General features: G+C 71.9%; 13 protein-coding genes. 5 read left to right on the forward strand and 8 right to left on the reverse strand.

What is annotated here, in order from left to right; translation table 11 throughout:
• Position 1: 1 nt before the first annotated feature.
• Together AB0230_RS01115 and AB0230_RS01120 are read right to left on the reverse strand one after the other, a co-directional pair.
• Positions 2-499 (reverse strand): dihydrofolate reductase, encoded by a 498-nt coding sequence (locus AB0230_RS01115; protein ID WP_366373462.1) that lies wholly within the window; start codon positions 497-499, stop codon positions 2-4.
• The gene (locus AB0230_RS01120; protein ID WP_366373464.1) at positions 496-1305 is read right to left on the reverse strand and encodes a thymidylate synthase; all 810 of its coding nucleotides are present in this window, start codon (positions 1303-1305) and stop codon (positions 496-498) included. Before AB0230_RS01120 ends, AB0230_RS01115 begins: the two co-directional genes overlap by 4 nt.
• Positions 1306-1484: 179 nt before the next feature.
• Here AB0230_RS01120 and AB0230_RS01125 point away from each other — a divergent pair, with 179 nt between their 5' ends.
• The 4 genes from AB0230_RS01125 to AB0230_RS01140 all read left to right on the forward strand — a co-directional run bounded on the left by AB0230_RS01125 (position 1485) and on the right by AB0230_RS01140 (position 3924).
• Positions 1485-1922, forward strand: a complete 438-nt coding sequence (locus AB0230_RS01125) for a thioredoxin family protein (protein ID WP_315993097.1) — start codon at positions 1485-1487, stop codon at positions 1920-1922.
• Positions 1915-2484, forward strand: coding sequence for a DUF4395 domain-containing protein (locus AB0230_RS01130; RefSeq protein WP_363392601.1), 570 nt, complete (start codon positions 1915-1917; stop codon positions 2482-2484). The genes AB0230_RS01125 and AB0230_RS01130 overlap by 8 nt, the downstream gene beginning before the upstream one ends.
• A 107-nt stretch (positions 2485-2591) precedes the next feature.
• The gene (locus AB0230_RS01135) at positions 2592-3017 is read left to right on the forward strand and encodes an OsmC family peroxiredoxin (protein ID WP_315993099.1); all 426 of its coding nucleotides are present in this window, start codon (positions 2592-2594) and stop codon (positions 3015-3017) included.
• Positions 3010-3924 (forward strand): TIGR01777 family oxidoreductase, encoded by a 915-nt coding sequence (locus AB0230_RS01140; RefSeq protein WP_366373467.1) that lies wholly within the window; start codon positions 3010-3012, stop codon positions 3922-3924. Before AB0230_RS01135 ends, AB0230_RS01140 begins: the two co-directional genes overlap by 8 nt.
• A 31-nt stretch (positions 3925-3955) precedes the next feature.
• On the opposite strand, the gene AB0230_RS01145 is transcribed toward AB0230_RS01140, so the two are convergent.
• The 5 genes from AB0230_RS01145 to AB0230_RS01165 all read right to left on the reverse strand — a co-directional run bounded on the left by AB0230_RS01145 (position 3956) and on the right by AB0230_RS01165 (position 9647).
• Positions 3956-4408 carry a hypothetical protein gene (locus tag AB0230_RS01145; RefSeq protein ID WP_366373469.1) on the reverse strand — a complete coding sequence of 151 codons (453 nt, stop codon included), beginning with the start codon at positions 4406-4408 and terminating at the stop codon, positions 3956-3958.
• Positions 4405-5217: a 4-hydroxy-tetrahydrodipicolinate reductase gene (gene dapB / locus AB0230_RS01150; RefSeq protein ID WP_315993102.1), complete on the reverse strand. Its 813-nt coding sequence runs from the start codon at positions 5215-5217 to the stop codon at positions 4405-4407. Before dapB ends, AB0230_RS01145 begins: the two co-directional genes overlap by 4 nt.
• A gap of 190 nt (positions 5218-5407) precedes the next feature.
• Entirely contained in the window at positions 5408-6010 is a 603-nt protein-coding gene (locus tag AB0230_RS01155; RefSeq protein WP_315993103.1) for a histidine phosphatase family protein, read from the reverse strand.
• Positions 6011-6088: 78 nt separating this feature from the next.
• Positions 6089-7114 (reverse strand): aldo/keto reductase, encoded by a 1026-nt coding sequence (locus AB0230_RS01160; protein WP_366373472.1) that lies wholly within the window; start codon positions 7112-7114, stop codon positions 6089-6091.
• 235 nt (positions 7115-7349) lie between these two features.
• Positions 7350-9647, reverse strand: coding sequence for a polyribonucleotide nucleotidyltransferase (locus AB0230_RS01165; protein ID WP_315993105.1), 2298 nt, complete (start codon positions 9645-9647; stop codon positions 7350-7352).
• 305 nt (positions 9648-9952) lie between these two features.
• Between AB0230_RS01165 and AB0230_RS01170 the strand changes: the two genes are divergently transcribed.
• On the forward strand, positions 9953-11275 hold the full coding sequence (locus tag AB0230_RS01170) for a hypothetical protein (protein WP_366373474.1): 1323 nt from the start codon (positions 9953-9955) through the stop codon (positions 11273-11275).
• 148 nt (positions 11276-11423) lie between these two features.
• On the opposite strand, the gene AB0230_RS01175 is transcribed toward AB0230_RS01170, so the two are convergent.
• Positions 11424-13388 (reverse strand): glycosyltransferase, encoded by a 1965-nt coding sequence (locus AB0230_RS01175; protein WP_315993107.1) that lies wholly within the window; start codon positions 13386-13388, stop codon positions 11424-11426.
• Between the last annotated feature and the right edge of the window lie 82 nt (positions 13389-13470).

Consider the following 13470-nt stretch of genomic DNA (forward strand, 5'->3'; position numbering starts at 1 on the left):
CTCAGTCTCCCCGGTGGTACGTCTCGAAGCGATACCGGATGCCGCTGCGCGAGGTGTGCCATCCCTCGGCGGGGTCGGCGGCGACCCGCGACCACCCCCGCGTCGACGGAGCGCGGGTGTCGCCGTCGACCGCGAGGTCGAGACGCGTCACCTCGAGGACGTCGGCGCGGTCGACGGCTTCGGCGTACAGTATGCCTCCGCCGATCACCCAGACCTCGGCTCCGCGGGCCGCCGCGAGGGCCTCGTCGAGCGATCCTGCTCGCTCGGCCCCCTCAGCGGTCCACACGTCGGAGCGGGTCACCACGATGTTGCGCCGCCCCGGGAGGGGGCGGAATCGCGGCGGGAGGGACTCCCACGTGCGACGCCCCATGATCACATCGTGCGAGCCCGTGACCTCGCGGAAGTGCGCCATGTCTTCGGGGACGTGCCACGGCATCCCGCCCTCGGCGCCGATGATGCCGTCATGGGCTTCGGCCCAGACGAGACCGACCGAGGTCATACGGCGACGGCCGCGCGGATGGCGGGGTGGTGCTGATACCCCTCGACGACGATGTCGTCGTAGGTGTAGTCGAAGATCGAGTCGGGGGTGCGCGCGAAGCGCAGCGTCGGGGCAGGGTACGCCTCGCGCGTGAGCTGCTCGGCGACCTGCGCGCGGTGGTTGTCGTAGACGTGGCAGTCACCGCCGGTCCACACGAACTCGCCCGGCTCGAGGCCCGTCTGCTGCGCGATCATCAGCGTCAGCAGCGCGTACGACGCGATGTTGAAGGGGACACCGAGGAACATGTCGGCGCTGCGCTGGTACAGCTGGCACGACAGCTTGCCGTCGGCCACGTAGAACTGGAAGAGCGCGTGGCACGGCGCGAGCGCCATGTCGGGGATGTCGGCGGGGTTCCACGCCGACACGATCAGGCGACGCGAGTCGGGATCGCGACGGATCTGCTCGACGACCTGGGCGATCTGGTCGATGGTGCCGCCGTCGGCGGTCGGCCAGGAGCGCCACTGCACGCCGTAGACGGGCCCCAGCTCGCCGTCGGCGTCGGCCCACTCGTCCCAGATCGTGACGCCGTTCTCCCGCAGCCACGACACGTTCGACTCACCACGGAGGAACCACAGCAGCTCGTAGACGATCGACTTGAGATGCACGCGCTTGGTCGTCACCAGAGGGAACCCCTCGGCGAGGTCGAACCGGATCTGCCGGCCGAACACGCTCGTGGTGCCCGTACCGGTGCGATCGGACTTGTGCACGCCCTGCTCGAGGACGTCGCGGAGCAGGTCTTCGTAGGGCGTGGAGGTGTCGGCGGTCACGCGCTTCACGATACCCGCGTGCGCCCCCGTCACGCCGATCGTCCACACCCGCCCCGCGGCGGCCGGGCCTGGGGAGGAGGGGGATGCCGCAGAGGCCCGGCCGTGAGAACGCTGAGCGGGTGCGTCATGCGAGGACTCATCGGCCCGCGGCCCGTCACGGCGCACTACCGTTGTGCGTCGTGGACCTGACCATCGCCCTGATCTCTATCGCGGCTCTCGTCGTCGTGGCGACGGCCGCGGGACTCCTCTGGCGCCGCCGCGACGGACGCGCACGCGCCATCGACTCGGCCGAGGTCGTCGACCCGCGCCGTCTCGGCGCCGACGGCCTGGGCGAGGAGGCGACCCTCCTGCAGTTCAGCACCGAGATGTGCGCGCGCTGCCCCGGGGTCCACCGGATGCTCAGCGAGGTCGCCGATGCCCGCGACGGCGTCCGTCATCTCGACGTCGACCTCACGCACCGCCCCGACATCGCGCAGCACTTCCGGGTGCTGCAGACGCCCACGACGCTCGTGCTCGATCGTCGCGGGGTCGTGCGCACGCGCTTCGGCGGAACGCCCGGCCGGTCGGTCGTCGAGCTCGAACTCGACACCCTGAAGAAGGAGACGGCCCGTGCCTGACATCTCGCGCATCGATGCCCGCGGCCCGCGGTTCGCGGCATCCGTCACCGCCGTTCTGCTGCTGGTCGCGACGCTGCTGAGCCTCGTCGGTATCTCCACGCGCGCCGCCCCGGGGTTCACCGCGTATCAGCCCCTGACGGGAGACAGCTTCTCCCCCTCGTACCCCGCGGTTGGGCAGGCGTCGGTGCTCGAGCGTGCGTCCGACCCCGGCTTCCTGCTCCTGCTCGTGGTCGCCCTCCTGTTCGTGTGGGGCGTCGCCGCTCCGCGCACGGCGCCGTGGAGCGTGCTGTACCGCCGGGTCGTTCAGCCGCGCCTCGCTCCCCCCACCGAGTTCGAGGACCCGCGCCCGCCGCGCTTCGCGCAGGGCGTGGGACTGTTCGTGACGGCCGTGGGTCTGCTGCTGCACCTGGCCGGAGTGCCCTGGGCGCTGCCGGTCGCGGCGGCGATGGCCTTCGTCGCCGCGTTCCTGAACGCCGTCTTCGGACTGTGCCTCGGCTGTCAGCTCTACCTCGTCCTGCAGCGCGCGGGACTGCTCGGCCGCCGCGGACCCACCACTGCCTGAGCGGTCCGTGAGACGGGGCTGTCAAGTCCCGCGCAGCGTCGGAACCCCTCGTTAGGCTGGCCGCGTCGCGGTCACCCCCGATCGCGCCGGATCAACGGAGGTTCCCCATGGCCGTCACGAGCGAAGCCACCACCGCCTGGAAAGGCAGCCTGTTCGAGGGATCGGGCGAGGTCACGTTCACCTCGTCAGGCATCGGTACGTTCGACGTGAACTGGAAGGCGCGCAGCGAAGGCTCGAGCTCGGTCACCACGCCCGAGGAGCTGCTCGCGGGCGCCCACTCGGCATGCTTCAGCATGGCGTTGTCGAACGCCCTCGCCGACAACGGCACCCCGCCGACGTCGGTCGACACCACGGCATCCATCACCTTCAAGCCCGGCACCGGTATCACCGGCAGCCACCTCAACGTCAACGCCGTCGTGCCCGACCTCGACGACGCCACGTTCCAGAAGATCGCGGCCGACGCGAAGGCGAACTGCCCCGTGTCGCAGGCCCTCGCCGGTATCGACATCACCCTCGAGGCGACGCTTGCCTGAGACCCCGGCCCGACGCGTCGTCATCGCCGGCGCGTCGGGCCTCATCGGCTCGGCGCTTCTCGACTCCCTGCGAAGCGACGGCGTCGAGGTCACCTCGCTGGTGCGCCACGCCCCCTCGGCCCCGCACGAGCGGCAGTGGCTTCACGATGCCACTCCTCTCGACCCCGAGGTCATCGCCGGGGCCGACGCGGTGGTGTGTCTGAACGGTGCCTCGATCGGCCGTTTCCCGTGGACCCCGTCGTACAAGTCGACGCTGCTGTGGTCGCGGGTGACGCCGACGCGCACGCTGGCCGCCGCCGTCCGCGCTCTCGGCGATGATGCCCCGGCGCTCGTGAACGCGAGCGCGACCGGCTTCTACGGCTCGCAGCCGCGCGTCGAGCTCACCGAGGGCTCGCCCCGCGGCACGGGCCTTCTCGCCGACATCTGCGTGGAGTGGGAGTCCGCCGCCCGGGACGCGGGTGACAAGGCGCGCGTCGCCCTGCTGCGCACGGCCCCCGTCGTGCACGAGCAGGGCGTCCTGAAGCCCCTGCTGCTCCTCACCAAGCTCGGCATCTCAGGGCCCATCGGACGTGGGACCCAGGTGTGGCCGTGGATCTCGCTCGACGACGAGGTGCGCGCCATCCGTCACGTGATCGACTCCGGGATCGACGGCCCCGTCAACCTGACGGGCCCGACCCGGGCGACGGCGAACGACCTCGGCTTCGCCCTGGCGCGGCGCATGAACCGCCCGTACGTGCTGCGCGCGCCGATCTGGGGCGTCAAGCTCGCTCTCGGGACGGATGCCACCGAGGCCCTCCTCACCTCCGACGCCGACGTGAAACCGACGGTCCTGAATGACACGGGCTTCTCTTTCACGCACCGAACGGTCGAGGACGCGGTCGCCTCCGCCGTCCCCGCGGCCGACTGACGAGCGACGGCGGAGCGGCGACCGCGCGGACTCAGCGCCCGCGTCGCTCCGCCGCCTCGAGACGGATCGCGGTGCGCACGGCCTCGCGCGCACGCCGACGGTCACCCGCGGCGTCGTAAGCCAGAGCGAGACGGTAGCGCGCGCGCCAGTCGGCGGGATCAGCCTCGACCTCGGCGCGATAGCGCGGAAACAGGGCGTCGCCGTCGGCGCGTTCGACGCGCCCGCTCGGCCGCACGGGCAGGTCTTCGGCGGGGAGTCCGCCCTCGGCGTCGAGCCTCTCGCCGATCTGCTGCGCGCGCACACCGAACCACAGCTCGCGCCCGATGGCCCAGAGGGCGAGCAACGGCAGGACGAGAAGGGCGATGCCCATGACCACGCCGACGGTCTCGCCGCTGGCGAGCAGGACGAGCGCCCGTTGCCCCGCCAGGACGACGTAGAGCAGAAGCAGCACCGTCATGACGGCGACGGCGATGCGGACCCTCATGCGCTCGTCGCGCTCGCGACCTGACCCGACACGTCGCCGTCCGACACCGGGGCGCCGGTCTCGACCGGCCGCGTGCGCACGCCGATGTCGATGAAGCTGTCGAGACCGATGGTCACGCCGCGCGCCTCGCGAGCCGCCGCGAGGGCGATGCGGACCCCCGGCGCGTATGCCGTGGTCGGGTCGATCGTGTCGTGCACGATGGTGAGCGACTCTCCCGCGCCCGAGAGCACGGTCTCCTGGCGGGCGATCACGCCCGGACGTCGAAGCGAGTGGATCGGAACGGATGCCACGCGCTGGCCCCGAGCACGCTGGTCGACGTGCGGTGACTCGACGGGACCGACGTCGGCGCGGGCCGCGGCGATGAGCTCGGCCGTGCGCACCGCGGTGCCGCTGGGCGAATCGACCTTCGTGTCGCGGTGGGCCTCGACGATCTCGATCGACGGGAAGAACGGGGCCGCGGCGGCCGCCAGGGCACTGCCGATGACCGACCCGAGCGAGAAGTTGGGGATGAAGACGACACCCGTCCCGGCCGCCTCCGCGAGCGGGCGGACGAGGGCGATGCGCTCGTTCGACCACCCCGAGGTGCCCACGAGCACGTTGAGTCCGCGGTCGATGGCGGCGCGGACGACGTCGATGGACACCGCGGGCGTCGAGGCGTCGACCACGAGGTCGGCTCCGTCGAGCTCGGCGAGATCGGACTGGGAGCCGAGCACGGCGGCGACCTCGTATCCGTCCTCGGCCTCGACGACCTCGCGGATGACTCCGCCGAGCTTGCCGGTTCCGCCCACGATGGCAACGCGTGTGGTCATGCCACCAGCCTAGGCGTCGGCGCCGTCGCGGGTCGGGCACTGTCCGCAGACGCGCCGCGCGAGCGGCATCCGGAGCGGAGTGCCGCCGGCAGCGCACCGGCGGCGGGGTGGACCGACAGCCGGATCAGACCGGCCGTCTGGTCCGCGGCAGCCCGACCCGATGGGCGGCCCGATCGGACCGGCAGCCCGGTCAGACCGGCAGCGGGTCGACCAGTCCCGTGCGCAGTTCGACCGGCAGGTGCGCCAGGTCGTTGTGCGACAGCAGCGTCCAGGGGCGGCCCTTCTTCTGCGCGATGACCGTGAGTCCGCAGTACGCCTGGTTGATCGTCATCCAACGCCAATCGGGAGCCTGCAGCACCTCGCGGACGAACCACGAGATGACGAAGTTGTGGGTGATCACCAGCTCGTGCACCTCCCCCGCCTTGCGGGCGAGGAACTCGGCGGTCGCGTCGGCCATCTGCGCGCGTCCCGCGTCGATCTCGGCCTCGGTCACCGAGCCGAAGAACGGCTCGTACGCGGCCGGGGTCTCGGGCGTCATTCCGGTGGGGACGCAGTCGAACAGCAGCGCCGACGACTCCGGCGAGACCGACGGGAGGCGGTCGGCGACGGCGCGCGCGGTCTGCGCGGCGCGCTCGAGGGGCGAGTGCCACACCGCGTCGAGGGGAAGACCCGACAGCCGATCGGCGAGCAACGCCGCCTGACGCTGGCCGCGCGGCGACAGGGGGCCGTCGGAGAGGCCGTGCTCGGCATCCTGGTGCTCGCCATGGCGCACCAGGTAGATGTAGTGCGTCACGTCAGCTCACCCCGTTGTCGATCTGCCGTCCCCCGGCCGGTCCTCCCAGCCTACGTCACGCCCCGGTGGGGGCGGCCCTCACCCGGCGGCGCGCGCGATGTCCGACAGCTGGGAGCGGCTGAGCCGCACGCCCACGGCGCGCATGCATTCCACCACGTGGCGCGGAGCGAAGGCGTTGACGATGGGCGCGGTGATGATCTTCTGCGCGAGCAGCCATGCCACCGCCACCGCCGCATCCGGGATGCCGAGTTCGTTGCCGACGGTGTCGAGCGCGCGCAGGACCCGCGAGCCGCGCCGGTTCAGGTGGGCCGCGACCTGGGAGCCGCGCACCGACTGCGTCGACTGACCGCGCGTGCGCGTCTCGCCCGCGAGGAAACCGTGAGCGAGAGGATGCGACGGGGTCACCGCCATGTTCTGGGCGGACGCGATCAGACGCACATCTCCGTCGAATTCCGAGCGCCGCAGCACGTTGTACGGCACGTCGAGCACCGTGATGCGGGGATACCCCGCCGACGACAGGATGCGCGCCTCCACGAGCTGGGCGGCGGTGTATCCGTGGGCGCCGATCGCGCGCACCTTGCCGGAGTCGACCAGCCACTCGCTCGTGGCGAGGGTGTCCTCCAGCATCGCCGTGTCGCCACGGGCGGCGTCGAGCGAGAGGACGTCGATGCGATCGGTGCCCAGGCGCGTGAGCGACGCCTCGACCGCCCGCACGAGGTTCACGGAGTCGAGACCGGGGTTGTCGGGATGACCGCCCACCCGCACGGTCAGGACGGTGTCATCGCGAAGGCGGCGCGACCGCATCCACGCGCCGATGATGTACTCGCTGCGGCCGGCCGCGTAGCTGTCGGCGGTGTGCACGGCGTTGCCACCGAGCTCGACGTAGGCGTCGAGGATCTCGTGGCTGGCGCCGGCGTCGACGTTCCAGCCGAACTCCCCGCCGCCGAGGAAGAGCGGGAAGACGTCGAAGCCGGTCTCGCCGAGGGGGACGCGCACGTGGGAGCCGAGGCCCGGCCCCTGCAGGGTGATGGGGGCGGACGGGTGCGGAGCGCGATCCCGACGCAGGCGCGGCGAGGCCGTCTCGTCGACGCCCGAGCCGCTCATGGTGAGATCCCCTCTCGCGCCGGGAACCGGTGCGGATATGCCGCACGCCCTCGCCCCCCGACGTTCTTCGAGCGTATGCGTTCGCCCTGACGAGGCTGCGGTTTCACCCGGCCCGGCGATAAACATTGCGTAACGCTTGCGCGCGGCGCTGTCACATGAGCCCCGCTGACCACTTGCGTCACACGACGGATGCCCGCCCCGCATCGAGCGGGACGGGCATCCGGTGATCGCGCGATCAGCCTTCGGCGGGAGCCTCGGGGCCCTCGCTCGCGGCGGCCGAGCTCTGCGTGTCGGCGGGCTCGGGCGTGGTGGCCTCCTCGTCGAGCACGGGCTCGAGCGAGAGCTTGCCGCGGTCGTCGATCTTCGTGATGCGCACGAGGATCTTGCGGCCGACCGAGAGCACGTCTTCGACGTTCTCGACGCGCTTGCCACCGGCGAGCTTGCGGACCTCGCTGACGTGCAGCAGGCCGTCCTTGCCGGGGAGCAGCGAGACGAACGCACCGAAGGTCGCGATCTTCACGACCGTTCCGAGGAACTGCTCGCCCACCTCGGGGTTGGTCGGGTTGGCGATCGCGTTCACCTGGGCACGGGCAGCCTCGGCCGAGGGGCCGTCGGTCGCGCCGATGTAGACGGTGCCGTCCTCCTCGATGGAGATCTGCGCGCCGGTCTCATCCTGGATGGCGTTGATCGTCTTGCCCTTGGGGCCGATGAGCTCACCGATCTTGTCGACCGGGATCTGCACGCTGATGACGCGGGGCGCGGTGGGCGCCATCTCGTCGGGAGCGTCGATCGCGGCGTTCAGGACGTTGAGGATCGTCAGACGAGCCTCCTTCGCCTGGGTGAGGGCGGCGGCCAGCACCGACGACGGGATGCCGTCGAGCTTGGTGTCGAGCTGGATAGCGGTGATGAACTCGGAGGTACCTGCGACCTTGAAGTCCATGTCGCCGAGGGCGTCTTCGGCGCCGAGGATGTCGGTCAGCGCGGCGTAGCGGGTCTGTCCGTCGACCTCGTCGGTCACCAGACCCATGGCGATACCGGCGACGGGAGCGCGAAGGGGCACACCCGCGTTCAGCAGCGACAGGGTCGAGGCGCAGACAGAGCCCATCGACGTCGAACCGTTCGAGCCGAGGGCCTCGGACACCTGACGGATCGCGTAGGGGAACTCCTCGCGGCTGGGCAGCACCGGCACGAGCGCGCGCTCGGCCAGGAAGCCGTGGCCGATCTCGCGACGCTTCGGCGACCCCACGCGACCGGTCTCACCGGTCGAGTACGGCGGGAAGTTGTAGTGGTGCAGGTAGCGCTTGCTCGTGATGGGCGAGAGCGAGTCGATCTGCTGCTCCATCTTGAGCATGTTCAGCGTGGTGACGCCCAGGATCTGGGTCTCGCCGCGCTGGAAGATCGCCGAGCCGTGGACGCGCGGGATGACCTGCACCTCGGCGTCGAGCGGGCGGATGTCGGCCAGGCCACGGCCGTCCATACGGACGCCCTCGGCGAGGATGCGACCGCGGACGATCGTCTTGGTGACCGACTTGTACGCGGCGTTGAACTCCAGCGTCGCGACAGCGGGCAGCTCGCCCGACTCGACGGCGGCGAGCAGCTGCTCCTTGACCGAGGTCTTGACCTCGTCGTCGGCGTTCTGACGCTCCTGCTTGTCGGCGATCTGGTACACCGGCACCAGACGGTCGTAGGCGCGACCGGCGACGAAGTCGTAGGTCTCCTGGCTGTAGGCCGGGAAGACGGGGAACGACTGGATCTCCTTCGACGCGGTGCGAGCGACCTCGTTCTGCGCGTCGACGAGCTGGCGCAGGAACGGCTTCGCGGCCTCGAGACCCTCGGCGACGACCTGCTCGTTGGGCTTGGTCGCACCGCCCTTGATCATGTTCCAGCTGCCCTCGGTGGCCTCGGCCTCCACCATCATGATGGCGACGTCGCCGTCGTCGAGCACGCGGCCCGCGACGATGAGGTCGAACACGGCGTCCTCGAGCTGGGTGACGGTGGGGAATGCGACCCACTGGTCGGCGTGCTCGCCCTGGCCCGGGATGAGCGCCAGGCGCACACCCGCGATGGGGCCCGAGAACGGCAGACCCGAGATCTGGGTCGACATGGATGCCGCGTTGATGGCGAGGGCGTCGTAGAACTCGCCGGGTGCGATCGACAGCACGGTGACGACGATCTGGACCTCGTTGCGCAGGCCGTCGACGAACGACGGGCGCAGCGGGCGGTCGATGAGGCGGCACACGAGGATGGCCTCGGTCGAGGGGCGGCCCTCGCGACGGAAGAACGAGCCGGGGATCTTTCCTGCGGCGTACGAACGCTCTTCGACGTCGACGGTCAGCGGGAAGAAGTCGAAGCCCTCACGGGGGTGCTTGCCGGCACTGGTGGCCGACAGGAGCATCGTCTCCTCGTCGAGGTAGGCGGCGACGGCGCCCTGGGCCTGCTGGGCGAGGCGTCCGGTCTCGAAACGGATGGTACGGGTGCCGAAGCGGCCGTTGTCGAGAACGGCCTCGGCGGCGGTGATTTCTGGACCTTCCAAGAGGTCCCTCCTTCTTTGTTTAGGCTCGCCGCCCCGTGTGGGCGACGAGCTGACATGCGAAGGAGCAGGAACAGGCAGAAAGGGCGCGCCGACGAATCGACCCGGAAGTCCCGGCGACTGGCCACCAGTAGACGACCACCCGGCGTTCCGACGGGGAGTCCACCACAGGGGACCAGCGTCTGCCGGCCTGCTCCGTGAGCTCATATGTAGTTGAGCGGATGCCAAGACGGCATTCGGGCTTCACCCTACCAGCGACGACCGCCCCGGGGTGGCCGCGCCACGCCTTCGTGCTCTAGCGTGACCTCATGGGTCTCACGCGTCTCACCAGTCACACGCTCGCCGCGTGCCTGGTCGTCGGCGCGACCTTCCTGCCGATTTCCGCCTCCGCCTCGGTCGCGTCGACCGCGACGAGCACACGTCCCGCCGCTGTCGACGAGTCGGCCGTGGCGGCGCTGAAGGACCAGCTGGATGCCGCGGAGGCGGCGGCAGCGTCCGCCTCCCGTCGCGCGCTGGACGCGTCCGCCGCCGCCGAGCGCACGCGCCGTCTCGCGGACACGACGTCCGCGCGCGCTCAGACCCTGACCGAGCAGAGTACGGCGGCCGATGCCGCCCTGTCGCAGGCGAGCAGCCGCGCGGGGGCCAGCGCCGCCCGCCTCTATCGGACGGTCGGCGCCGGGCCTCTGGTCGCTCAGCTGCTCACCGAGGCGGATCCCGATTCGCTGCTGCAGCGGCTCGGTCTCCTCGACCACGTCACCTCCGTCAGCGCGCGCACCGCGGGCGACGCCCGATCGGCCGCCGACGTCGCGACGTCACTCCGCACGCAGGCCGAGGCGGCGCGCACCGAAGCGGCTCGGCTCGCGGCCGAAGCGGAGACCACGGCGGCCGCGGCCCGCGGGGAAGCGGATGCCGAAGCGGCCGGTGTCGCGGCGGCGCAGTCGCGACTGGACGAGCTGTACGCGCAACTCGCCGCCCTGAAAGAGACCACCGCAGCCCAGGAGCGCGCAGCCCGTGAACGCGAGAAGGCCGCACGCGACGCCGCCGAGGCCGGCGGCGCGACCGGTGGCGGCTCCGGATCGAGCGGATCCGGCGGCTCGGGAGCGGGCGGCTCCGGCAGCAGCGGGTCCGGTGGCGGGTCGGGAGGAGCAGGCGGCGGGTCCGGCAACTCCGGCGGGGGCGGGTCGGGCGGCAGCGGCTCGGGCGGCGGGTCCGGCGGCAGCGGCGGAGGCTCGGGCGGCGGGAGCGGCTCCGGCGGAGGCGGTTCGAACGGCGGCGGGTCGGGCGGCTCCGGCGGCGGCTCGACGGCACCCGCGGGCCCGATCATGAGCCCGGGCGAGGCCCGCGACCATGCGCGCGGCGCGATCCGTTCCTACGGGTGGGGCGACGATCAGTTCTCCTGCCTCGTCTCGCTGTGGAATCGCGAGTCGGGCTGGCGCGCCGACGCCCTCAATCCGTGGAGCGGCGCGTACGGCATCCCCCAGGCGCTCCCGGGCGAGAAGATGGCATCCGCCGGTCTGGATTGGCGCACGAACGCGGCGACGCAGATCTCGTGGGGACTGTCGTACATCAGCGCGCGTTACGGCTCTCCCTGCGGAGCATGGGCGCACTCGGAGCAGACCGGCTGGTACTGAGCGCCGGCTCGGCGCGGGGCGCCGATCACGGACCCTTCGACGAGCTCGGAGTCCTCCGCGCGCGAGGTGGTTGAACCTGTCGAAGCCACCGGACCCCTCGACGAACCCAGGGTCCTTCCCGGGCAGCCGCCCCGGGCATCGGCGTGCGTCACGACGCGGGGGTGCGCTCCCGATCGCCGCGGGTGGGGAGCTCGACGTATCCCTCGTGCTTCGCGTGGATGCCGTCACCCGCGGTGCGACCGCGGACTCGGCGCCACACCCAGGGCAGCGCGTCACGGGTCAGCCATCCGCCGCGCGGGGCATCGTCGTCGGCGTGGAGCGCCTCATCGAGGCCCAGCAGGGCTCGTGCGTCGGGAACGCCGAGCGCCTCCGCCGCGCGGTAGGCGACGAGCCGGTGCCCCGACGAGCGTAGGTGCACCAGATCGTCGGCCCACAGCGGCAGCTCCCCGATCTCGGCGGCGGCCTCCAGGTCGAGCAGGATCGCGCCCTGGTCCGCGGCGATGCGGCGCAGATGCACGTTGTAGGCCGCGAAGCGGCGGGCGAAGATGCGAGCCGCCGGCCGTCGAGGGAGGAACGTCGTGACGAGCAGGACGTCGGCGCCCGTGCGACGTACCGCGCGCACCGCCGACTCGACCTCCGCCACGAGGGCGGGAATCACCGGGGCCGGCCCGACGAGGTCGTTGGCACCGATGAGGATCGACACGAGGTCGGGCTGCAGGGCCAGGGCCGCGGGGATCTGCTCGTCGATCAGGTGCCGCACGCGGCGGCTGCGCACGGCGAGGTTCGCGTAACGGAAAGGCCCCTCGTCGCTCGTGTGCGCGAGGAGCTCCGCGAGGCGGTCCGCCCACCCGCGGAACTGGCCCGAGGGCATGCGCGACGCGTCGCACAGCCCCTCGGTCAACGAGTCGCCGAGGGCGACGAAGCGGGTCCAGCGACCCCGTGTGCGCGTGGCCTCGACGGCCGCCGGGCGCGGCCCGCCGCGCAGGAGGAGGTTGTCGTCGATGCGGCGGAGGGCGATGGCATCCGCGTAGTGTCCGACGAGGTCGCCCGTCAGGGCCGCCCACGTGCGCCCCTGCACGGCGCCGCGCGCGGCGCGCGCGAAGGCGCGGCGCTTCGCCTCGTCGCCGACGAGATCGGCGACGCGCGCGCGCAGGTCGCCGAGGTCGCCGGGCTTGTAGAGCCAGCCGTCGACGCTCGAGCGCACGAGATCCAGCGGACCGCCGACTCCCGTCGCGACCACCGGGACGCCGCTGGCCAGGGCCTCCTGGATGGTCTGCCCGAAGGTCTCGCTCTCGCCCGGGTGCACGAAGACGTCGAACCCGGCCATGACCGATGACAGGGCCGTTCCGGACAGGTGGCCCGTGAAGACGGCATCCGGGAGGGCTTTCTCGAGCGCGGGGCGCGAGGGACCATCGCCGACGATCACCACGCGGGTGTCCGGCAGGCCGGCGAGGACGCGGAGGTCGTCGACCTGCTTCTCGGGCGCGAGGCGACCGACGTACCCGATGATGCGCTCGCCGTGCGGCGCCACCTCGGCGCGCCACGCGTCGTCGCGGTGCTCGGGGGCGAAGCGCACGGCATCCACTCCCCGACTCCAGCGGCGGATGCGATCCACGCCGAGCTCCTCGAGCTGACGTGTCGACGCCGACGAGGGAGCGAGGGTGAGCGTGGCCCGACGGTGAAGGCGGGCGACGTGAGCGGCGACGAGGGCCGTGGCGTGCGGCAGGCCGTACTTCTGCGAGTAGGCGACGACGTCGGTCTGGTAGACGGCGACGGAGGGGATTTTCAGGGCGTCCGCCGCGGCGAGCCCCTGCCACCCGAGGACGAACGGGGATGCCAGGTGCACGACATCGGGGTCGAAGTCGCGCAGCAGGGCGCCCAGGCGTGCCGCTCGGGCGAACACCACCCGCACCTCGGGGTAGGACGGCAGCGGCACCGAGCGCAGGAGCTCAGTGCGGGCGCCGTGCAGGTCGGCGGTGACGTCTCCCGACCTGGGGGCGATGACCAGCGTCTCGTGCCCCGCGTCGGCCAGGTGGCGCAGGACGTGGAGGACGGAACCGGTGACCCCGTTCATGTGCGGGAGGAAGGATTCGGCCAGCAGCGCGACTCTCACGACACCAGGGTGCGACCTCGGCGGCCCTCGCGGGGCGCGTGATGGGTCGACGTTCGCGATGTTCACCGGATGCTCCGCGGGG

This window comes from Microbacterium sp. NPDC089190, assembly GCF_040701795.1.
GTDB classification, from domain to species: domain Bacteria; phylum Actinomycetota; class Actinomycetes; order Actinomycetales; family Microbacteriaceae; genus Microbacterium; species Microbacterium galbum.

Excerpts from the sequence above, each read along its gene's own strand:
- AB0230_RS01115 (WP_366373462.1), bottom strand. The coding sequence starts at position 499 with ATGACCTCGGTCGGTCTCGTCTGGGCCGAAGCCCATGACGGCATCATC.
- dapB (WP_315993102.1), bottom strand. The coding sequence starts at position 5,217 with ATGACCACACGCGTTGCCATCGTGGGCGGAACCGGCAAGCTCGGCGGA.
- AB0230_RS01135 (WP_315993099.1), top strand. The coding sequence starts at position 2,592 with ATGGCCGTCACGAGCGAAGCCACCACCGCCTGGAAAGGCAGCCTGTTC.
- AB0230_RS01160 (WP_366373472.1), bottom strand. The coding sequence starts at position 7,114 with ATGAGCGGCTCGGGCGTCGACGAGACGGCCTCGCCGCGCCTGCGTCGG.
- AB0230_RS01145 (WP_366373469.1), bottom strand. The coding sequence starts at position 4,408 with ATGAGGGTCCGCATCGCCGTCGCCGTCATGACGGTGCTGCTTCTGCTC.
- AB0230_RS01170 (WP_366373474.1), top strand. The coding sequence starts at position 9,953 with ATGGGTCTCACGCGTCTCACCAGTCACACGCTCGCCGCGTGCCTGGTC.